The 22,983-nt window shown below is 40.0% G+C and carries 18 protein-coding genes; 13 read left to right on the top strand and 5 right to left on the bottom strand.

What is annotated here, in order from left to right:
* Positions 1 to 96: 96 nt before the first annotated feature.
* The 6 genes from lplA to IEU65_RS03240 all read left to right on the top strand — a co-directional run bounded on the left by lplA (position 97) and on the right by IEU65_RS03240 (position 6,769).
* Positions 97 to 1,107 (top strand): lipoate--protein ligase, encoded by a 1,011-nt coding sequence (lplA, locus tag IEU65_RS03265; RefSeq protein ID WP_188352228.1) that lies wholly within the window; start codon positions 97 to 99, stop codon positions 1,105 to 1,107.
* Positions 1,100 to 2,236, top strand: coding sequence for a thiamine pyrophosphate-dependent dehydrogenase E1 component subunit alpha (locus IEU65_RS03260; RefSeq protein ID WP_010294209.1), 1,137 nt, complete (start codon positions 1,100 to 1,102; stop codon positions 2,234 to 2,236). Before lplA ends, IEU65_RS03260 begins: the two co-directional genes overlap by 8 nt.
* Position 2,237: 1 nt before the next feature.
* Positions 2,238 to 3,218, top strand: coding sequence for an alpha-ketoacid dehydrogenase subunit beta (locus tag IEU65_RS03255; RefSeq protein WP_010294207.1), 981 nt, complete (start codon positions 2,238 to 2,240; stop codon positions 3,216 to 3,218).
* Positions 3,211 to 4,509: a 2-oxo acid dehydrogenase subunit E2 gene (locus IEU65_RS03250; protein ID WP_010294205.1), complete on the top strand. Its 1,299-nt coding sequence runs from the start codon at positions 3,211 to 3,213 to the stop codon at positions 4,507 to 4,509. Before IEU65_RS03255 ends, IEU65_RS03250 begins: the two co-directional genes overlap by 8 nt.
* Before the next feature lie 2 nt (positions 4,510 to 4,511).
* Entirely contained in the window at positions 4,512 to 5,921 is a 1,410-nt protein-coding gene (gene lpdA / locus IEU65_RS03245; RefSeq protein WP_010294203.1) for a dihydrolipoyl dehydrogenase, read from the top strand.
* A 62-nt stretch (positions 5,922 to 5,983) separates the two neighbouring features.
* Entirely contained in the window at positions 5,984 to 6,769 is a 786-nt protein-coding gene (locus IEU65_RS03240; RefSeq protein ID WP_010294201.1) for an alpha/beta fold hydrolase, read from the top strand.
* Positions 6,770 to 6,789: 20 nt separating this feature from the next.
* On the opposite strand, the gene IEU65_RS03235 is transcribed toward IEU65_RS03240, so the two are convergent.
* From IEU65_RS03235 to IEU65_RS03215, 5 genes are read right to left on the bottom strand one after another with little or no spacing between them, the layout of a single operon-like run.
* Positions 6,790 to 6,933, bottom strand: a complete 144-nt coding sequence (locus IEU65_RS03235) for a hypothetical protein (protein WP_010294197.1) — start codon at positions 6,931 to 6,933, stop codon at positions 6,790 to 6,792.
* 19 nt (positions 6,934 to 6,952) lie between these two features.
* Positions 6,953 to 8,596, bottom strand: coding sequence for an alpha-glucosidase (locus tag IEU65_RS03230; protein ID WP_147651813.1), 1,644 nt, complete (start codon positions 8,594 to 8,596; stop codon positions 6,953 to 6,955).
* An 18-nt stretch (positions 8,597 to 8,614) separates the two neighbouring features.
* Entirely contained in the window at positions 8,615 to 10,246 is a 1,632-nt protein-coding gene (locus tag IEU65_RS03225) for a glycoside hydrolase family 13 protein (protein WP_010294189.1), read from the bottom strand.
* 11 nt (positions 10,247 to 10,257) lie between these two features.
* Positions 10,258 to 12,042 carry a glycoside hydrolase family 13 protein gene (locus IEU65_RS03220; protein WP_010294187.1) on the bottom strand — a complete coding sequence of 595 codons (1,785 nt, stop codon included), beginning with the start codon at positions 12,040 to 12,042 and terminating at the stop codon, positions 10,258 to 10,260.
* A 49-nt stretch (positions 12,043 to 12,091) separates the two neighbouring features.
* A complete protein-coding gene (locus tag IEU65_RS03215) occupies positions 12,092 to 13,195 on the bottom strand; it encodes an ABC transporter ATP-binding protein (RefSeq protein ID WP_010294186.1) in 1,104 nt (367 codons plus the stop codon).
* A gap of 355 nt (positions 13,196 to 13,550) precedes the next feature.
* On the opposite strand from IEU65_RS03215, the gene IEU65_RS03210 reads away from it, so the two are divergent.
* The 7 genes from IEU65_RS03210 (at position 13,551) to IEU65_RS03180 (ending at position 22,982) form a co-directional block, all read left to right on the top strand.
* Positions 13,551 to 14,783 (top strand): extracellular solute-binding protein, encoded by a 1,233-nt coding sequence (locus IEU65_RS03210; protein WP_010294184.1) that lies wholly within the window; start codon positions 13,551 to 13,553, stop codon positions 14,781 to 14,783.
* A gap of 61 nt (positions 14,784 to 14,844) precedes the next feature.
* Positions 14,845 to 16,206, top strand: coding sequence for a carbohydrate ABC transporter permease (locus tag IEU65_RS03205; RefSeq protein WP_010294182.1), 1,362 nt, complete (start codon positions 14,845 to 14,847; stop codon positions 16,204 to 16,206).
* A gap of 2 nt (positions 16,207 to 16,208) precedes the next feature.
* The gene (locus IEU65_RS03200; protein WP_010294179.1) at positions 16,209 to 17,057 is read left to right on the top strand and encodes a sugar ABC transporter permease; all 849 of its coding nucleotides are present in this window, start codon (positions 16,209 to 16,211) and stop codon (positions 17,055 to 17,057) included.
* A gap of 62 nt (positions 17,058 to 17,119) precedes the next feature.
* A complete protein-coding gene (locus IEU65_RS03195) occupies positions 17,120 to 18,115 on the top strand; it encodes a LacI family DNA-binding transcriptional regulator (RefSeq protein ID WP_010294176.1) in 996 nt (331 codons plus the stop codon).
* Positions 18,109 to 19,065: a LacI family DNA-binding transcriptional regulator gene (locus IEU65_RS03190; protein ID WP_010294174.1), complete on the top strand. Its 957-nt coding sequence runs from the start codon at positions 18,109 to 18,111 to the stop codon at positions 19,063 to 19,065. Before IEU65_RS03195 ends, IEU65_RS03190 begins: the two co-directional genes overlap by 7 nt.
* Before the next feature lie 211 nt (positions 19,066 to 19,276).
* A complete protein-coding gene (locus IEU65_RS03185; RefSeq protein WP_010294172.1) occupies positions 19,277 to 20,629 on the top strand; it encodes an SLC45 family MFS transporter in 1,353 nt (450 codons plus the stop codon).
* Positions 20,630 to 20,723: 94 nt separating this feature from the next.
* Positions 20,724 to 22,982, top strand: coding sequence for a glycoside hydrolase family 65 protein (locus IEU65_RS03180; protein ID WP_188352227.1), 2,259 nt, complete (start codon positions 20,724 to 20,726; stop codon positions 22,980 to 22,982).
* The last annotated feature ends 1 nt before the right edge of the window (position 22,983 follow it).

Raw genomic sequence — 22,983 nt, 5'->3', positions numbered from 1 at the left:
GGTAGGATTTTTTTTTGTCAAAAAATGCCGTCATTTTCTGAAAACAGGCGTATAATAAAAGTGTAATATGTAAGCAGTTACAAAAGGAGAAAAGTTATGCAATTCATCAATTATTTTGGTAATGATGCCTATACCAATATTGCCATGGATGCTTGGTTACTGAAAAACTTGCACCCAAGTGAGCCAGTTTTTGCACTGTGGCAAAATAAACGGGCCATCATTGTCGGCGAGAATCAGAACACGTTTGCGGAGGTTAATCAAGATTATGTTGATAGCCATGATGTTCAAGTTGTCCGTCGCGTATCAGGTGGTGGCGCTGTTTATCATGATTTAGGTAATATTTGCTTCACATTTTTTGTACCGGTTGCAAATAGTGCAAATGTTAATTTTCAACAATTTGTTAAACCGATGGCTGATGCCTTGGAATCAGTTGGCGTTCCAGTGGCAATTTCCGGACGAAATGATTTGGAAATTGACGGTAAGAAGGTATCTGGTAATGCGCAACGCTATGCGGGTGGTTATCTGATGCACCACGGTACTTTACTTTGGAATACTGATGTTGAAGCGATGGTGAGGGCACTAAATGTTGCGGATGAAAAATTTATTTCTAAGGCAGCTAAGTCGGTGCGTGCTCGTGTGGGCAACATCAAAGATTTTGCACCTGAATCGGTAACAATTGATGACTTCATTGCCAAATTACAATATTATTTGAGTGATGAGGGTCGTGATGGTGAATATCAATTAAGCGACACGCAAAAAAAGGCTATTTTGCAAGCAAGGGATCAAAAATTCTCACAATGGTCATGGAATTATGGCAAGAGTCCAGAATTTATGTATGATAATCATGCAAAATTTGACGGAGGTGCGATTGATGTTCAGGTCAATGTTAATGATGGTCGGATCACAGACATTAACTTCACTGGCGATTTCTTAGGTGTTCGCGACTGGCGCGAAATCAAGCCAGCATTAGTCGGAATACCATTTACACCGGAAGCTGTTTCGACCGTACTTGACCAGAATCGTGGGGGACAATACTTTGGTAGCATTACAAATAATGAACTATTAGCAACTTTTTTCCAGAAAGATGAGGTAAAAATTCATGAGTGATCTAACAGCAACAAATCAGCAGATACTAGATTTTCAAGCACAATTAGAGGCACAAGACACGTCATTTCCGATGTTGTCTGTATTAAATAATGATGGTCAAATTGTTGATGAAGAGGCGCTGAAGCGCGCTGATTTATCAGATGAAGATCTTGTCAACATTATCAAAAGAATGTTGCTCAGCCGGCAATTAGATATTCGTTCAACTAAATTAGCTAAACAAGGTCGATTCGGATTCTTTGCGCCAACTGCTGGTCAAGAAGCGTCACAGATGGCATCGTCTTATGCTTTTAATGATGATGATTGGTTGATGCCTGGCTATCGTGACATTCCAGAAATTGTGGTTAAGGGTTGGCCAATTTGGAAAGCCATTTTGTGGTCCCGCGGTCATGTACTTGGAAACGAATTTACTACGGAAGAGGGTAAACCTGTTAATGCATGGATGCCACAAATTATTATTGGTGCGCAGTATGTTGAAGCAGCCGGTATTGCTTTGGGACTGAAGAAAAGAAATAAAGATGCCGTTGCCTATGCTTATACTGGTGATGGTGGTACGTCGCAAGGTGACTTTTACGAAGGCATGAATTTTGCGGGTGCGTACAAGGCGAATGCCGTCTTCTTTGCACAAAATAATGGTTATGCGATTTCAACGCCCCGTTCGTTGCAAACAGCAGCTACGCATTTGGCAGCAAAAGGATGGGCAGCTGGTTTACCAAGTATTGTTGTTGATGGTAACGATCCGATCGCTGTTTACTTAGCAGCTAAAGAAGCACGTGCTTGGGCAACAAGTGGTAAAGGACCTGTCTTTATCGAGACACTAACAGATCGTCTAGAACCACATTCAACAGCGGGTGATGACCCTCTACGTTACCGGAAACAAGCAGATATTGATGCTTGGTGGCAAAAAGAGCCACTGATTCGTATGCGCAAGTTTATGACTGAAAAAGGTATTTGGTCTGAAGAGCAAGAAAGTGCATACATTGACGAAGTTAATGCGCTAATTGATGAGCAAATTAAGATCGCCGACAAAGTAGACAAGCAAAAGATTTCTAATTTCATTAAGCATACATTGGAAGTTCCCGGACAAGCAATGACCGAACAAATCAGTAAGTTTGAAAGTGAGGGAAAGTGACATGGCTGTTAAAAGTTATATTGATGCAATTCGTGAAGCGATGGATTTAGCGCTAGAAAAAGATAATGACGTTGTTATTTTTGGTGAAGATGTCGGTGAAAATGGTGGTGTTTTCCGTGCTACTGATGGTCTGCAGGCTAAATATGGCGAAGATCGTGTTTTCAATACGCCGTTAGCTGAATCCGGTATTGGTGGTTTAGCGATTGGCTTGACTACGCAAAATTACCGCCCAATTATGGAAATTCAGTTTTTCGGATTTGTTTTTGAAGTGATGGATTCCATAGCTGGCCAAATGGCTCGTAACCGCTTCCGCTTCAACGGCACGCGCCAAATGCCAATTGTTGTCAGATCACCATATGGCGGCGGTACCAAAACACCAGAAATGCACGCAGATAATTTAGAGGGTATGGTGGCACAGATTCCAGGCATTCGTGTTGTAATGCCAGCTAATCCAGCTGATGCCAAGGGATTATTGCTGAGTTCAATTGAATCCAACGACCCGGTCGTTTTCTTGGAAAATTTGCATTTGTACCGTTCATTAAAAGGGGAAGTACCCGAAGGTTATTACACAACACCGCTTGATACAGCCGCTGTGGCGCGTGAAGGCGAAGATGTCTCTATTATTTCGTATGGTGGCGGTGTACCTGTAGCACTAAAGGCTGCGGACGCCTTAGCCAAAAATGGTGTGTCCGCAGAAGTGTTAGATTTGCGCACTGTTTCACCATTGGATATCAAATCAATTGGTGACACGGTGACAAAAACTGGACGTGTTGTTGTCGTGCAAGAAGCACAACGGATGGCTGGCATTGGTGCCAATGTAATGGGTGAGATTTCAGAACGCTTTATTTTAAGCCTAAAAGCACCCATCGGTCGTGTTGCAGCGCCTGATTCAGTTTATCCATTTGGGCAGGCAGAAAATGATTGGATGATTAAGCCTGATGATGTTGTTGCAAAAGTGATGGAGGTTGTTAATTATGACTGAGATTTTTAAAATGCCAGATATTGGCGAAGGCATGGCTGAGGGTGACATCACGTCGTGGTTAGTTAAAGTTGGTGATACTGTGGCTATGGATGATCCAGTCGCGGAAGTTCAAAATGATAAGCTGATTCAAGAAATTTTATCGCCGTACGCAGGTACTGTCACCAAGCTGTTTGTTGACGCAGGCACAACTGTCTCTGTTGGCGATTCATTGATTGAATTTGATGGCGACGGTAGTGGCGACAGTAGTGATGAGAGCGCTGAACCAACAGCCAGCGATACAGTTGAAGACACATCAGTTGATACAACCACTTCAGTCACACCGCAAACACCGACAGCGACTGAATTATCAAAAGTTGTGAATGGACATGTTTTGGCTATGCCATCAGTGCGCCATTTAGCCTTTGAAAAAGGGATTGATTTGACTAAAGTCCCAGCAACGGGTCGTCATGGGCATGTGACATTAGCTGATGTCACGGCATACCAAGCAACGGATACACCGGTAGCTGCAACTTCAAGTGAGTCATCTAATGAAACAACTACCTCACCAACAGCGGCAGTGACCAAAGATGTTGAAGTGCCTGAACCTGTACGCGAAGGTCGCCAACCAATGTCAGGCGTTCGCAAGGCAATTGCTAAAGCAATGGCAACACAGAATGTAACTATTCCAACGGTTACTAATTTTGATTCGGTTGAAGTTAGCAAATTGGTCGCTCATCGTCAAACATTTAAGACGCAATTGGCTGATCAAGACATTCATTTGACTTATTTGGCTTATGCGGTAAAAGCGTTAGCTGCAACGGCTAAAAAGTTCCCTGAAATCAACGCAAGTCTAGACATGGATACGCAAGAAGTTGTCTATCATGACGATGTCAATATGGGCATTGCTGTTAATGCGCCAAGTGGTCTTTATGTGCCAGTCATTAAGCAGGCTGACCAAAAATCAATCGTGACAATAGCTAAAGAAATTGCTGAGTTAGCAACCGCTGTTCGTGAAGGAACAATTAAGCCAGCGCAAATGCAAGGCGGTACGATTACAATTTCTAACCTTGGTTCGGCACGTGGTACTTGGTTCACACCAATTATTAATGGTAAAGAAGTCGCAATTCTCGGCTTGGGATCAATTCTGAAAGAACCCATTGTTGGTTTAGATGGTGAATTGGCGGTCGGTCAAAACATGAAGTTGTCATTGAGTTATGATCATCGTTTGATTGATGGCATGTTAGGACAGTCAGCTATTAATTATTTGAAGCAGCTGTTGGCTGACCCAGCCTATATGTTGATGGAGGTGTAATCATGGTTGTTGGTGCACAAGCACGTGAAGTAGATACAGTTGTTATCGGATCAGGACCTGGTGGTTATGTAGCCGCTATTCGCGCTGCTGAATTGGGTCAAAATGTGACTATTATCGAACGTGATCAAATTGGTGGTGTTTGTTTAAATGTCGGTTGTATTCCGTCAAAAGCCTTAATCAATGTGGGACATCATTATCGTGATGCTATATCAGAAAATCCTTTTGGTTTGACACAAGCTGATGCAAAAATCGATTGGTCAAAGACACAAGATTGGAAGCAAAATACTGTGGTCAACACGCTGACTGGTGGTGTTAAAATGTTGCTCAAAAAGCATCATGTTGATATCATTCAGGGTGAAGCATCATTTAATGACAATGAAACATTAAATGTTGTTCAAGAAGATGGCCACGAATTGCTGCAATTTAACAATGCTATCATTGCGACTGGTTCTAGCCCAATTGAAATTCCGGCTTTGCCATTTGGTAAGCGAATTGTTGATTCTACTGGCGCCTTGAGTTTACCTGAAATACCTAATAAGTTAATTATTGTTGGTGGTGGCGTGATTGGTTCTGAACTTGGTGGTGCTTATGCTAACCTAGGTTCTCAGGTCACAATTATTGAAGGCTTGGATCACACGCTAAATGGATTTGACGCAGAGCTGGCTAAACCGGTCATAGATGATTTCACGAAACGCGGTGGGGTGATTGTTACCTCAGCCATGGCAAAAAGCGCTGTCCAAACTGAAAACGATGTGACATTGACTTATGAAGTAGATGGGCAAGAACAAACAGTTTCTGGTGATTATTTGTTAATTGCTGTTGGTCGACGCGCTAATACCAATACGCTTGGTCTCAACAACACTGATGTTAAATTAAGCGATCGTGGCTTGATTGAAATCACTGATAACATGCAGACAACTGTGCCTCATATCTACGCCATCGGTGATGTGACAGCGGGGCCCCAATTGGCACATAAGGCAAGTTTTCAAGCTAAAATTGCTGCAGCTACAATTTCTGGGGATGCGCATGCTCGTGACTTGCATTATTCCTTACCAGCAGTTGCCTATACAAATTATGAATTAGCAACAACAGGCGAAACACCAGAGTCAGTGACAGAAAAGCAGTTAACGGCTACAATTTCGAAGTTTCCATTTGCTGCTAACGGTCGTGCCATTTCAATTGATGAAGCAGTTGGCTTTATTCGTTTGATAAGTGATAAAACAACTAAAGCGCTATTGGGTGCACAAATTGTTGGTCCGGGTGCCTCGGATTTGATTTCTGAATTGTCATTAGCTATTGAAAATGGTCTAACGACGACAGACATTTCCCTAACAATTCATCCACATCCAACTTTGGGTGAAGCCATCATGGATGCCGCTGAAGTTGCGGATGGCTTACCAATTCATATATAATAAGCTTGACATAAACAAAGTTGCTTTTTGTAGCGACTTTGTTTTGATTGGAGGAACAGATTTTGTCAACAATGATGACAAATGATGGTGTGAGACTCGATTATCAAATATTTGGTACAGGTCAGCCCATTATTTTGGTTGAAGGATATTCAGGGAATCAAGCAACATGGGTGATGCAGGTTGAACCACTAGTAAACGCTGGCTTACAGGTAATCACTTATGATCGTCGTAACCATGGGAAAAGCGATACGGTTGACTACGGTATGCGAATGGCACGGCACGGGCAAGATTTAGCTGAATTAATGGCACAATTGAGGCTGGAAAAGCCAATATTGATGGGACATTCAATGGGTGCCAGCACAATTTGGGCTTACTTATCCTTATATGGGGATGCCAACGTCAGAGCTATCATTACTGAAGATCAGCTTCCAAAGATATTGCGAGATGATAGCTGGCCGTATGGCATTTTTAACGCTGATTTGACGATGATTTGGACAGCAGCGACAAAACTACCGCATACAAAATTAACGCGATTGAAACTGTCAGAAACAGTCAAGCATGCTTTGGCTGATAACTATCAACCATTTGACTTTCAATACAATGAGCCACTACTATTAGACAGTTTAATGCAGGATTGGCGTGATGTGTTACGTCGTGAGCAGGTGAAGCACTTATTCATTGCTGGACAAGACTCGCCACTTTGGCCGTCGGCACATGTTGAAACAGTTGTCGCCATGTCAAAAAATGGTCAAGGTGTCACTATTGATAAAGCGGGTCATATTCCTCACATTGAGGCACCAGATCAATTTAATGATGCAGTCCTAAATTTTGTTAGAACAATTATGTAAAAAGCAATCCAAACGTATTTTTAACGTTTGGATTGCTTTTTGTTAGCGACCATTTTTGCTCTAATTTCGGCGATTTTGTCAGCTTTCGTTGTTTGTGTTTGTTGACCCGATTTGTATTTAGCATCGGCTTGTTTTTGTTTAAAATCAATTTGATATCTACCCATGATTTGCTCCTTTAAAACGTTAATTATACCAGATAATAGATTGAAAAGGTTGTAAGTGGATAGATTGTGATATTTCTGGAATAGGATTAATGGTCGCTATCAATGGCTGCCAGCCTTTATTGAGTAGTTGTTCGGGCAGGGAAATTGTTTGAGGGGCATCTGACAAGTTGATGACAATCAAACGTTGGCTATCTGTTGAATTTCGTGTAAATACTAAAATGTTAGTTTTTTCCATAGTGATTAACTTAAAATCACCAGATTTTAAAGTGTCATCATCTCGACGGAGATGGATTAAACGACGATAGTAATTCAGTATTGAGTCAGGATTTTCTCTATCTTCTTGGTAATTACGCTTTGTCGTGTTAGGGTTAGTCACTAGCCATGTCTTTTTAGAATCTTCTGCATTGTCGGAAAAGCCGAATTTTGTCCATTGCATCGGGGTTCGAGCGTTGTCACGCGACCAACTTGTTGCTTTTTTTAAAGCTAAATCTGTTGCAATACCAGCCGACTTGAAGCGTTGAAAATCATGATAAGTTGGTAGATCATCAATTTGGTCTGGCGAGGTAAAGGGCATATTGGTCATGCCTAATTCCTCACCTTGATAAATAAAAGGTGTGCCTCGCAATGTGAGCAACAAAGTTGCCAAGCTTTTGGCTGCTACAGGATTGTTTTCACCATAAACAGTTAATGATCTAGGCTGATCATGATTTTCTAGATAGATGCCTAGCCAGCCTTGTGAATTTAGTTGTTTCTCCCACGTTGTCAAACTAGAAAGTAAATGATTGATGTCAGCGCGCGGCGGTACTTCTGACTGACGAGATTGATGTTCTAATTCAAAAATCATGTCAATGAAACCCTGTGGTCCCGTCCAATTTCTAGCCGTGTCGGCATGCACACCGCCAGCCTCGCCAACAGTCATCAAATGAAGTGATTGAAAAGTATCATGCAAGCGTTTTAAAAATTTTTCGATACCTAGATTATTAGCAAAAATATCAAATTGATGTTCACCAGTGGGTTGTGGTGTCTCGAATGAAACCTTTTTAAGATGACTGAGCGCATCGAGACGAAAGCCATCAATATTTTGCTCAGACCACCAAGTAATCATATTGATAATTTCGGTTTGTACAGATGGATTTTCCCAATTTAAATCAGGCTGTTCTGGTGCAAACAAGTGGAAATACCATTCATCAGTTGCCTGATTATAGGTCCAAACACTATCTCCAGTAAAGTTAGTCCAATTGTTTGGTGGCTGGTGATTATGATTTGGTTGCCAAATATAAAAATCGTGGTATGGGTTATTACGACTGGTTTTGGCTGCTTTGAACCAAGCATGCTGATTTGATGTATGGTTGACAACTAAATCCATAATGACACGGATATCTTGTTTGTGAGCAGCTGCAATAAGCGTTTTGAAATCAGATAACGTACCATACTCTGAAGCGATGTTTTGAAAATCAGCAATGTCATAACCGTTGTCGACATTTGGTGAGGTATAAATTGGATTTAGCCAAATAAAATCAATACCAAGCCATTTAAGATAGGGTAGGCGCTTAATAATACCTTGTAAATCGCCGATACCATCATGATTTGTATCTTGAAATGAGCGTGGATAAATTTGATAGCCAATAGCGGATTGCCACCATGGTGGATTAATTTTTGTCATCAATAAATACCTCCAAAATTACAATTTTGTCGTGACTTGAACCACAAATGCCTCGTAAGGTTGAAGTATTTTATTATGCAAATTTTTGGGTTCGTCATAATTTGCAACTATGGTGGCTTCTATGTGATCTTCACTTGTAAACGTATTGGTCTGATTGCTGAAATTAGTCACAACTAGCCAAGTTAGATCATGATAGTGTCGGTAATAGGCAAAAACTTGATCAACTGTATCAATGAGCTCAAAATCACCATAGACAACAATTGGGTTTTGATGTCTAAGCGTAATTAATTTTTGATAAGTGTAGAAAATACTGTTGGAATCATTCAAAGCGGCTTCAACATTAATATCAGGGTAATTGCTATTAACATCAATCCAAGGATCAACATCAGAAAAACCACCGTTTAGGCTGTTGCGCCAAGGTATAGGTCGTCTTGCATTATCACGACCTTTATGGTTAATTTGATCAAGTATTGCATCAGATGAGAGATAGCCATTTTTGAGTGAGTCATGGTAATAGTTTAATGATTCAATATCTCGTAAATCTGAAATATCTTTGACTGGTGTATTGGTTAACCCAATTTCTTCGCCTTGATAAATGTAGGGCGTGCCTTTCATCATGTGCAGTAAAATTGCCAACATTTTTGCTGATGCCACACGGTGAATCGTATCATTACCCCATCGTGATACAATCCGAGGCAAATCATGATTGTTCCAAAAAAGTGAATTCCAACCATCATCACTGTTGAGCTGTGTTTGCCATTTAGTCATGACCCCCTTGAGTTTGCTAACATCTAATGGAATATAAAACCATTTGTCTTGACCAGATTCTTGATCGAGAGTTATGTGTTCAAATTGAAAAACCATTGATAGTTCTTTTCGGTCAGGACGCGTATATAATTTGGCGATGTCAGGTGTCGCACCCCAAGTTTCGCCAACTGTCATCAAATCATGATTAGCAAACGTTGCTTGGTTCATTTCTTTTAAGTAGTCATGGAGCTTAGGCCCATTAGCGGTTATTTTGTCATCTGGTATTTTACCAATCAAATCAATGACGTCTAAACGAAAACCACCAACGCCTTTGTCAATCCAGAAATTAATCATGGCATAGATTGCTTGTCTGACATCAGGATTGGTCCAATTTAAGTCTGGTTGTTTTGGACTAAATAGATGTAAATAATATTGATTCGTGAGTGGATCTAATGTCCAGGCACTACCACCAAATGCAGAATGTAGATCATTCGGGGCAGCATTATGATTAGCATCTCGCCAGATATAAAAATCTCGATAATCGTTATCACGGCTTCGCTTTGATTCAATAAACCAAGCATGCTCATCAGAAGTATGATTTAATACCAGATCCATCACGATTTTGATATTTCTTTCACGAGCATCATGAATTAAAGCTTCCATGTCGGTCATGGTACCAAATTCAGCCATGATATTTTCATAATCACTGATATCATAGCCGTTGTCATCGTTTGGAGAAGCATAAACTGGTGATAGCCATATTGCATCAACGCCTAGTTTTTGCAAGTAGTCAAGATGTGAGATAATGCCTTGAATATCGCCGATGCCGTCATGATTAGTGTCCTGAAATGAACGGGGATATACTTGATAAACAACGGCTGATTGCCACCAAGGTGCTGTCATAAAAAAACTCCTTACTGATTAGAAATCGTCACAAGAAAGCCGTTAGGCTGAATGATGTGGTTGTTGTACAACTGCTCTGAAATGATGTGAGATATATCAATTGATGTTGGTATTTCGTAATTTGTATTCCCAGCATTAAATATTGCGAATATCTTTGTTTGACCTAGCTGACGTGTGAAACCAACAATGTTTTTGTTATCATCCGTCTCCCAGGACAGTGTACCCTCAGACAAGACAGTTTGATAATCATGACGTAGCTGAATCAGTTGCTTCAAAAAGTCATACATCGTTGCATCTTGTTGATCACTTTGCCAAACCATAGGCCGGCGATTATCTGGATCTTGTTGACCACTCATTGCATATTCGCTACCGTAATAGATATCAGGCGTACCTTGCTGTAAAAACATAAAAGTATACATTTGTTTCACAATGGTCTTATTATTGTGTGCTACGGTTAGAATGCGTGGCGCATCATGTGAGTCAAGTAGATTAAACATGACCTGATTGGTTTGATCACGATTTAGCATTAGTTGTGCATTGAGTTTATGGACCATCTGGGAGGGCGAAATTTGTTGTTTGGCAAAAAAGTCAACAATTGACCCTGTGAAAGCATAATTCATGACGGCCGAAAATTCATCGCCCTGCAACCATGATTGTGCACTTGTCCAAATTTCACCAAGTATATAAATATCAGGCTTGATGGCCGTAGTGGCTCTGCGGAATTTTTTCCAGAAATGATGATCAACTTCATTTGCCACGTCCAAACGCCAGCCATCAATATCAAATTCTTTTATCCAGTAGGTCGCGATGTCAATCAGATAATCTTGTACTTCTGGATTAGCGGTATTAAGTTTTGGCATGTGCGGCGTAAATGCGAATGTATCATAATTTGCGTCTGCAGTATATTCAAAATTATCAGTCGGCGTATAACGCACAGGGAAGTCATGAATATGAAACCAATCAGCGTATTTTGATTGACGACCATTAGCAATAACATCTTGCCATTGAGGACTTTGATCACCGATATGATTGAACACGGCATCAAGCATCACTCGAATTCCGGCCGCATGTGCTCTTTCAACCAATAATTTAAAATCTTCTTTTGTACCAAAATGTGGATCGATTTCAAAATAATCTTGCGTATCATATTTATGATTAGTAGGTGCTTTAAAAATAGGTGTGAGATACAAGCCGTTAATACCAAGTTGACTGAAGTGATCTAAATGGTTGATGATACCTTTCAAGTCCCCGCCATAAAAACTTTCAGCGGTGGGATGATCACCTGACCGCCAAGGTAATGTTCCAGATGGATCATTTGATGTGTCACCATTGGCAAACCGTTCAGGAAAAATTTGGTACCATACAGTTTTTTTGACCCATTCTGGTGCTTTAAAACGATCAATTTCTTGAAAATAGGGCATTTTGAAATAATTATTAGCACCCATCAAACTGTTGTCATCATTTGAAGAGGATGTGAGTGTTTCAAATCCTTGATCACCATAAAAAATGGAATCGCCGAGACTGTCAGTTAAAATAAAGCCATAGTTTAAACGGTTGAAAGGCGCTGTTAATGATGCTTGCCAATATTGATGTGTTTCAGTGACAAGTGTTTTTTTCATGACGACATTGGCCGATTTTTGCCAAGTACCGTTCTGCCAATTATAGGGATCTCCAGCAATGACGCTAATTGATTGAATATCATTTTTTGCTGTTCGAATTCGTAATCGTAATTCATCTGCTGTATATAAATAAGCGTATTCAGATTCAGGGCGGTGATAAATTGCTGCTTTATTCATAAATAATTGCCTCGTTAATAGATTAAACTGTCAGGAAATATGCGAAGTTTTAGACAATACGTTGTGTCGTATCGGCATCAAAAAAGTGTCCTTTATTGGTGTTAATAGCGAGTTCGACTGAGGCACCAGGTTGATTGTAATCGCGAGCATTTACACGAGCGATCAGTTGTTGTGAACCAACTTGCGTATACAACATTGAGTCGGCGCCCATTAGTTCTGCAATGGTAACAGTTGCTGTTACTTTACTTTCGGGATAGGTGTCAAGTGCTACTTGCTCGGAGTGAATATCTTCCGGTCGGACACCAAATACAACTTGTTTGCCTTCGTAGCCACGGGCAGTGAGTTGTTTAGCCATACCAAGCGGAATTTTCAGACTAAAGCCATCTTTTGTGGTCAATATATCATGACTGAACTGACCAGAAATCATATTCATTGATGGCATACCAATGAATGTGGCAACAAAAATGTTAGCAGGTTCATTGTAGAGTTCTTGCGGTGTACCGACTTGTTGAATGTCACCGTGGTCGATAATAACAATGCGATCAGCCAGTGTCATAGCTTCTGTCTGGTCATGCGTCACATAAATAGTAGTGGCACCAATTCGCTTGTGAATCTTAGTGATTTCTGCTCTAATTTCAACACGTAATTTTGCATCGAGGTTAGATAGCGGTTCATCCATTAACAAAATTTTCGCATCGCGAACGATTGCGCGACCCATTGCCACACGTTGTCTTTGACCCCCAGATAAATCAGCGGGTTTGCGATCAAGGTAGTCTTCAATGCCAAGAATTTTCGCTGCGTCTTGAACACGCTGTGTGATTTCAGCTTTGGGTACTTTTCTCAATTTGAGGCCGAAAGCAATATTATCAAACACGCTCATATGTGGGTAGAGGGCATAGTTTTGAAAAACCATCGCAATATCTCGGTCTTTAGGTGGAACATCATTCATTAATTTATTGTCAATGAAAAATTCACCACCAGAGATTTCCTCCAAGCCGGCGATCATGCGTAAAACAGTTGATTTACCAGAACCAGACGGACCGACAAACACGATAAACTCTTTATCGTGAATTTGAAGATTATAATCTGCCACAGATGGGGTGGACATGTGTGGATATGTTTTATTGATGTGTTCCAAACGAATTTCAGCCATTTTTTCTTCCTCGTTTTTTTAATATCGGGTATCGCAACTATAAAAAAATGATAGCGCTTACATGAATTAGATTAGCATATTTAAAAATAAATGCAAGCGTTTCCACAAAAGTGTTATACCAAATTTTATATGCTTGTGAAAAATGTGATTAATTCAATAATAAAATCATAGATAATTCATACTTAATAAAAAAATACTTCTTTATATGCTCAATTATTATCAATAAAAATATCATAGCTTGTCTAGACCAATTCATAAAAAATAAAAATGTAAGCGCTTGCATTACTTGGATAAATGTTTTATGATGATTGCGTAATCAAAAATACAAAGAGAATTTTTCTGGAGGAAAAACATCATGAGAAAAATGATGAGCGTGACGACTGGCGCAATGGTAACATTGCTGACGGCTTCAACTGCCGTTGGATTATTGAGTGTTTCACTTGATACCCCAACAGTAAATGCTGCCAAGACGAAAAAGTTGAAGTTGTGGGTAGATACAAGTACAAAACCAACTTATGTTCAAGCTGTCAAAGATTTTGAAAAAGCGAATCCTAGCATCAAGGTGACTATTAAGTACACAAGCTCAACTGATGCATTAAAGAATTTGCAAAAGGACCCATCGGCTGCTGCAGATGTATTCATGTTTCCACATGATCAAATTGGATCGCTAGCTTCTCAGGGACTAATTTATCAAAATACCAAATATGCTAAAAGCCTTAAATCAACACAAATTTCTAATGCGATGAAAGGGGCAACCTATAAGGGCAAGGTGTACGGTTATCCTTATGGCATTGAGTCACAAGTCTTGTATTATAACAAAACGCAACTCGGTAATGATGATATTAAATCTTGGACTAGTTTGACATCTAAGGGAAAAGTGGGAACAAATTTAGCATCAGCTGGTGCTAACTACATTTTCTCACCACTATTCTACACTGCCGGAGATACGTTGTATGGTGCTAATGGTGAAAAAGCAAAGGGTACAAATATTGACAACAAAAAAGGTGTGTCCGTTTTGAAGTGGATGAAAGCTCAAAAAGATAATCCGGGCGTTGTTCAAGCCAGCACGAACACATTGAGTCTGTTACAATCAGGCAAAATTTCGGCAACTTTGTCTGGTCCATGGTCATACAATGACTATAAAAAAGCCTTAGGGGACAACTTAGGCATTGCACCATATCCAACAGTTGACTTGGGTTCAGGTGAAAAACAGATGCAGGCGTTCTTGGGTGTTAAGTTATTCGGTGTTAAGCAAGATACTAAGCAGCCTTTGGCAGCGATGAAATTAGCGAAATACTTATCAAGTGATAAGGTACAAGAGCTAGGATTCAAAAATTCGCACTACATTCCATCATCTAAAAAAGTTCAAGCCTCTCAAGATATTCAAAATGATGCGCTTGCAAAGGCGGTTGTTGATATGTCGAAGAAAGGTTATTCAACACCAATGCCTAAATCACCAGCCATGGCTAACTTCTGGACATCAGCTGATGCCTTGTTTAACGACACATACAAGGGCAAGATTTCAGACAGTCAAATGTTGCCAAAGCTAACCACTTTGGTTAAAAATGCTTCAAAATCAGTTAAATAAAAGGAAAGCAGTGAGTGGCTATCACTCACTGTGTACATACTTATGAAGGATGGAAAGAAAGATGTTTAAAAGAAAAAAGCATTCGACTTTTGAAGCGCATATACCACTAACAAAGTTATTTAAAAAAGCAGATGGTGCAACTAAGGCTTCTTATATTATTATGGGAGCTGCCAACATTGCCAATAAGCAATATCTCAAAGGATTCATCTTTTTATTACTAGAAATATCTTGGGTGGCGTGGTTATTCACGACAGGATTAAAAGCTTATCACAACATGATAACGCTGGGAACACATGCACAGGGTTTGGTGTATGACAAAAAGTTAGGGATTTCTGTATTAAAAGCGGGTGATAATTCGATGCTTTTGCTACTATGGGGTATGCTAGCTGTCATTATTACGGTACTGTTTATTCTCTTATATCGTGCTAATTTGGGATCGGCGCGTAAAATATGGGAATTGAAACAAGACGGTGAGACACTGCCAACGTTGAAGCAAGACTTAGCATCCTTGCTTGACGAAAAAATGCATGTGACTTTGATGGCAATTCCAATGACAGGTGTTTTGTTCTTTACTATTTTGCCATTAATTTATATGATTGCGATTGCTTTTACATCATACGATCACAACCACTTGCCTCCCAAAAATTTATTTAGTTGGGTCGGATTTGCGAATTTTGGTAATGTTATTTCAGGGCAAATGGCCAATACCTTTTTCCCAGTATTGGCTTGGACATTAATTTGGGCTGTTGCAGCAACAGTAACTTCATTTTTCTTTGGCGTTATCTTGGCGATGATGATCAATGCTAAGGGCATCAAAGGTAAAAAAGTTTTTCGAACTATCTTCATTTTAACGATGGCGATTCCAGCCTTCATTAGTTTACTGATTATGAACAATATGTTTGCTGACGGTGGATTAGTTAACACATTACTGATCAACTCAGGTCTGATTAAAACATCGTTACCATTTTTCACAAATCCATTGTTTGCCAAGTTTACAATTATTGTTGTTAACCTATGGATTGGTATTCCAGCTACAATGTTGGTGACAACGGGGATCTTACAGAATCAATCCGAAGAACAAATTGAAGCAGCAGAAATTGATGGCGCTAATAAATTTCAAATTTTCAGGTCAATCACATTTCCGCAAATTGTGTTTGTGATGGCGCCGAGTTTGATTCAACAGTTCATTGGTAATGTGAACAATTTTAACGTGATTTACTTGTTAACAGGTGGTGGACCAGCTAATTCTAATTATTACGGTGCTGGATCAACTGATTTGCTGATTACTTGGTTATACAATTTAACTCTGAATACTGCTGATTATAACTTAGCTTCGGTAATTGGTATCTTAATCTTCATTTTGTCCGCAACATTCTCATTGATTGCTTATAAGAAAATATCAAATTCTGGAATGGAGGCATAACAATGCATAGCTTAAAAGGCGTAAAACGCCGTAATACAATGATTTTGTATCTATTATTGACTGTCATGGCAATTGTTTGGGTCGTGCCCATTCTCTGGATTATATTGACTAGTTTCCGTGGCGAAGGTGGCGCGTTTGTAAACTATTTTTGGCCAAAAACCTACACCTTTCATAACTACGTACAACTTTTTACCAACTCACAATATCCTTTTGGTCGCTGGTTCTTGAATACGTTATTTGTGTCGATTGTGAGCGGCTTTATTTCCACAGCTTTAGTGTTAGCAATGGCATACTCATTGAGTCGCTTACGATTTAAGTTAAAGGGTCCTTTTTTGAAGGTTGCCTTAGTTTTGAACATGTTTCCGGGCTTTATGGCAATGTTTGCTATCTATTATATTTTGAAAGCAGCTGGTTTAACGCAAAGTTTATTCGCCCTAATATTAGTTTATGTATCTGGCGCTGGTTTGGGATTTTACATCCAAAAAGGATTTTTTGACACGATTCCATATTCATTGGATGAAAGTGCCATGCTAGATGGTGCAACCAAATGGCAAATTTTTACCAAAATTACCTTGCCATTATCTAAACCAATCATTGTCTTTACGGCATTGACAGCTTTTACTGGTCCTTGGATGGATTTCATTTTTGCTCAGGTTATTATGGGTGACAATGTTAAAAATTATACAGTTGCAATCGGATTATATTCGATGATGACTAAAGAGACGGCCAATTCATTATTCATGAGTTTCGCTGCGGGGGCAGTGATTATTGCAATTCCAATTACGATTTTGTTTATTGTGTTGCAACGATTCTACGTTTCTGGTGTGACAAGTGGCTCGGTCAAAGGTTAAAAAAGATTGGGGCGTCAGTCCCAATCTTTTTCATGTTAAAATAACGTGTACAGGAGGTCGCTATGGTAACAATACAAGATATTGCAAATAAATCCGGAGTTGCTATTTCAACGGTTTCGCGCGCGTTGGCTGATTCACCGAAAATTAGTGTTAAAACAAAGGAACGTATTAAAAAACTTGCACAAGATATGGGCTATACGCCAAATTTTGCTGCACGGAACTTAACACAGCGTGAAAGCAACACGGTAGGGGTTGTTTTTCAACCACAAGCTGCAGGTAGTGCTGAAAATGATTTTGCCATGCAATTACTATTTGGGATTAATTCTCAACTTGTTGCGCGACAATACTTATTGACTACTGCGACGGGCAGCAATTGGTCTGAAGTCTACAATGCCGTTAAAATGATGGTGGAAGCTGGACAAGTTCGCCGTTTTATACTACTTTACACTGTTGAAAATGATCCGATTTCTGAATTATTACGAGAAAACAACGCCCGTGTTGTTGTTACAGGTGAACCCGAGCAAGCTAATGATGTTTTATATGTTGATAATGATAATCGCCGAGCTGGGGAAGAAGCAACTAGGCAGCTAGTTGACCAGTTTAATCTAAAAGCACCGCTCTTTGTTCGTACGTTGGCTGATTGGCGTTATGAGCGAAATCGTGAAATCGGCTTTCATATTGCACAACCAGACGGTCAAGTCTTATCATTACCAATTGATTTTCAAGCGCAAAAACAGGTATTGGAAAGTTATTTCGAATTGCACCACGAAATTGACGGCATTATTGCTAGTGATGACAAAATCGGCTATCTGGCACGTAATCAGGCGCAAGCGCATTTGCCCACACATCCAAAATTGCCAACGATAGCTTTTAATCGTTCTGAATATGCACGACTGGGTGGTAAGGACTTTTACTCAGTTGATGTATTACCACGTAGCTTGGGCAGTGAAGCGGTCCGATTATTGTTTAACGATCAGCGTTCTGTGCTGGAGCAAACTAAGGCAACAAGCGTGATTGTGCCGTATCGTTTACCTGAATTTGGTGATGAGACATGGTGAATTTAAGCGATGTTGCGCGAAAGGCGCATGTTTCAAAAATGACAGTTAGCCGTGTAATTAATCATCCAGATCAAGTATCACCTGAACTGATGACATTAGTACAACAAGCAATTGAAGCCGTCGGCTATGTGCCAAATCAAGTCGCACGGGCATTGGTCAACCAACGCCATTATGTCATTCGTTTCTTACTTTTAGAAGATGTTGCAACAGTTGAACCGAATTATGCCAAATTATTGATTCGATTAGCTCATAATTTACAACAAAAAGGCTACACACTAGAAATTAGCTTAGATATTACGGCAGAGACACAAAGTATTGACGGGATAATTGTCAGCGGTTGGCGACAAGAAGATTTATTAAAATTACAAACGCTTGATGTGCCAGTGATACTTTATGGCGCAGCGCCACCAAATTCTCCCTTATCATCTGTTGACGTGGATAATCAAGCTGGGATTGAAAAAGCGACTGAATATATGTGGCGGCAGGGATATCGTGATATTTATTATATTGGTTTATCGTTAGATTTACCTTTTGCTAAGCAACGTGAAGCTGGGTATCGAGCAGTTATGGCACAAAAAGGCGGTCGTGTTAACGTTTATCAAACTGAAAATCATGCCCACTTAGCGGATACGCTATTAACGAACTTAATGCACAATTTCGAATTACCAACTGCGATTGTTTGTGCGACTGATCGGATTGCACTTGGTGTGTTGCGTGCTGTTCAGCGTGTTTATCATATTCCGCGTGAATGTGGCGTAATCGGATTTGATGGTGTGTTCATTGATCAGCTGACTCAACCGCAATTAACTACTGTGAGACAACCGTTTGCCTTAATTGCTGAAAAAATTGTCGCACAAATTATTTCTCAGATTGAATCAGAAAACACCTTAGAAGTAGAAAATACCAGCATTTTACCAGATATAGTTGTTCGAGAAACAACAAATTTGTGATGATGTTACCGTTAACATTGTGCAAACGCTTCCATTAATTATCAAAATGTTTTATACTATAAAATGTAAACGGTTACATGATTTGATGCCCAAAAATATGTGTCTCATTTCTAATGAAGAAAATACAGTTTCATCACGAATTGTTCATAGAAATGGTGCATGATTAGAGCAAACAAGTTATGTTTCAAAATAATTTTTGGAGGAAGTAATTATGGCAGATAAGAAAAAAGGGCAGGGGTTGCCAAACTTGCCGCTAAGCACCATTTGGATGCTGAGTTTTGGATTTTTGGGCGTGCAGATGGCGTTTTCATTGCAGAGTTCCCAAATGGGACGTATTTTTCAGACATTGGGTGCTGATCCCACTAAGTTAGGATTTTTCTTCATCCTACCACCATTAGCAGGGCTGTTTGTTCAACCACTAGTTGGTTATTTCTCAGATCGCACTTGGACAAAGCGCTTTGGTCGTCGAATGCCTTATCTATTGGTTGGCGCTCTTGTGTCAGTTATCGTGATGTTCTTGTTGCCTAATTCAGGTAGTTTTGGTTTTTCAACTACTGCTGGTTTGTGGTTTGGAGCGATTACAATTTTGTTCATGGATTTGAGCTCTAATGTTGCAATGCAACCCTTCAAGATGGTTGTTGGTGACATGGTTAATGAAGACCAAAAGTCATACGCATACTCAATCCAAAGTTTCTTATCTAATACAGGGTCTGTGCTGGCAACCATTTTCCCATTCTTACTGACGGCCATTGGTGTTGCTAATACAGCACCTAAAGGTCAGGTGCCAGCTTCTGTGATTATTTCATTCTATGTTGGTGCGATTGTCTTAGTTGTCTTTTCACTGATTGCAGTCTTTAACGTGAAAGAATACGATGATGCCACTTATGAGCTATATCATGGTTATGCTTTGAATACACCAGATGATGGTGAAGGTGGCTTCTTGACTTTGTTAAAGCGTGCACCAAAAACATTTTGGATGGTTACTTTGACTCAGTTTTTCTGCTGGATGGCATTCCAATATTTGTGGACATACGGTACTGGTGCTGTGGCAGACAATATTTTCCATGCAACTGATCCAACAACGGCTGGTTACCAAAATGGTGGAAACTGGTTTGGTATCATGTCAGCGGTTTATGCCATTGCAGCCGTCGTGTGGTCGCTTGTATTATCAAAGATTCCAGCAAACAAAAACAAAACAGGTTATGCTTTGTCACTATTTTTGGGGGCAATCGGGTTCACATCAGTGTTCTTTATTCACTCACAGTATTTGTTGATTGGTTCATTTATTTTAATCGGTATTTCATGGGCAGGTATGATGGCATATCCATTTATTATGGTAACCAACGCATTGCCTGGTGATCACATGGGTACTTATCTAGGATTGTTTAACGGTTCAATTTGTTTACCACAAATTGTAGCCTCGGTTGCTAGTTTTGCACTATTTCCTGCACTTGGTTCACATTTCCCATCAATGATTTTGGTATCAGGAATCTTAATGTTAATTGGTGCAGTCAGTGTTGGATTTATCAATGAAATTCACAGTAATCCAGTAGATGCACAATAATGGCTAACGCTTCGGCGTTAATATGTGCGATTAGTCGTCGTAGATATTAGCGCTGAAGCTAAGCATTAGAAAAATTGAAGAGGTAGAAAGTCTTATGAAACGAATTTTTGAAGTTGATCCTTGGACAGTTACATCACATGATTTGAATCCCGAAGATAAACGTCTCCAAGAATCTATGACGAGTTTGGGCAACGAATACATGGGCATGCGTGGTATGTTCGAAGAAGTCTATTCCGGTGACACACATCAAGGTATTTACGTTGGTGGTGTTTGGTTCCCAGATAAAACACGTGTCGGTTGGTGGAAAAATGGTTATCCACTTTACTTTGGAAAAGCTATCAATGCGCTAAACTATGTCAAAGCAGACATTTACGTTGATGGCAATCAAGTTGATTTAGCTAAGAATGATGTGACTGATTTTGAAGTATCATTGGATATGAAAAATGGTGTTTTGAATCGAACATTTACTGTGTTTGGCGTGACGTTTAAAATCACGCGCTTAGTTTCAGCAGCAGTGAAGGAACTAGCAGATATTCACTATGACTTGTCATCTGCTGATGGTCAAGCGCACACAATTCGTTTTGATGCTAGTATTGATGCTGACGTTGTCAATGAAGATTCAAATTATGATGAGAAGTTTTGGCAAGTTTTGGATGCGGGTAATGACACTAATTCATCATTTATCGCTACGCAAACGATTGAAAATCCGTTTGGTGTGCCACAATTTACAGTTGTTGCCCGTCAGAGCTTTGTTGGCGGTGAAAAGCATGGTGTGAACCGCTCTGAAAAAGAAGTGACTGATAACTTTGACATTGAAGTACCAGCTAAAGGTTCAGTTAGTTTTGAAAAGCGCGTGATTGTGACAACTTCACGTGATTATGATGGCCTAGCTCAAGTGATTAAAGCAGGTGAAACACTAACTGCGGATCTTGCCGCACAAACATACGACGACATATACACAGCGCATGCGCAAGAATGGGCTAATCGTTGGGAAAAAGCTGATGTTCAAATTGAAGGAGATGATGCGGCGCAGCAAGGTATTCGCTTCAACCTATTCCAGTTATTCTCAACCTACTATGGTAATGATCCACGCTTGAATATCGGACCAAAAGGTTTCACTGGCGAGAAGTACGGTGGTGCCACGTATTGGGACACCGAAGCATTTGCTATTCCTGTTTACCTTGGTGTTGCTGATCCGTCTGTGACCCGTTCATTGCTACAATATCGTTTTGATCAGTTGGATGGTGCATTCCACAATGCCAAAGAACAAGGCTTAAAGGGTGCTTTGTACCCAATGGTGACCTTTGATGGTATTGAGTCACACAACGAGTGGGAAATTACTTTTGAAGAAATTCACCGTAATTCGACAATTGCTTATGCGATTTATAATTATACAAACATCACGGGAGATCACTCATGGCTTGACGGTTATGGCGCACAAGTTTTGTATAATATCGCCCGCTTCTGGGCAGATCGTGTCCACTATTCTGCCCGAAACGATAAGTACATGATTCATGGTGTCACGGGTCCCAACGAGTACGAAAACAATGTTAATAACAATTTCTATACAAATTGGATGGCAAAATGGGTTTTGCAATACTCACTTGAACACTACGATGAAATTAATGCTGATGAAAAAGCTAAGTTGGCTTTGACAGATGAAGAATTAGCAAAGTGGCAAGAAATTGTTGATAAAATGTATTTGCCAGAGGCTGATGTTGAAACCAAGACAGGTAAAAAGCATATCTTTGTTCAACACGATACATTCTTGGATAAAGATTTGACTCCAATCGCTGATATGCCACAAGATATTCGTCCAATTAACCAAAACTGGTCATGGGATCGCATTTTGCGCTCGCCATATATTAAGCAATCTGATACATTACACGCCATGTTCTATTTCCCAGACGCGTTTACAGAAGAAGAAAAGCGTAACAACTTTGAATTCTATGAACCATTGACAGTGCATGAGTCATCATTGTCGCCATCTGTTCACTCAATTTTGGCTGCTGACTTACAAATGGAAGATAAAGCAGTTGAAATGTACGAACGTGCGGCCCGTTTGGACTTAGATAATTATAATAATGATACGTCAGATGGTTTGCATATAACTGCTATGACGGGTTCATGGTTAGCGATTGTGCAAGGATTTGCCGGCATGCGTGTTCGTGATGGTAAACTCCACTTGAAGCCATTCTTGCCAAAGAATTGGACAAAATATGCTTTCCGTTTGGTATTCCGCGGTCATGTTTTGGAAGTGTCAGTTGATGGTCAAGGTGCACATGTTGACTTGATTTCAGGTGAACCATTAGTGATTGACCTATTAGGGCAAGATGTCGAATTGACAAAGTAAT

This window comes from Leuconostoc pseudomesenteroides KCTC 3652 (genome assembly GCF_014634745.1).
GTDB lineage: Bacteria > Bacillota > Bacilli > Lactobacillales > Lactobacillaceae > Leuconostoc > Leuconostoc pseudomesenteroides.
Note: the sequence above shows the minus strand (reverse complement) of the source record. Positions and strands in the feature narration are given on the sequence as shown.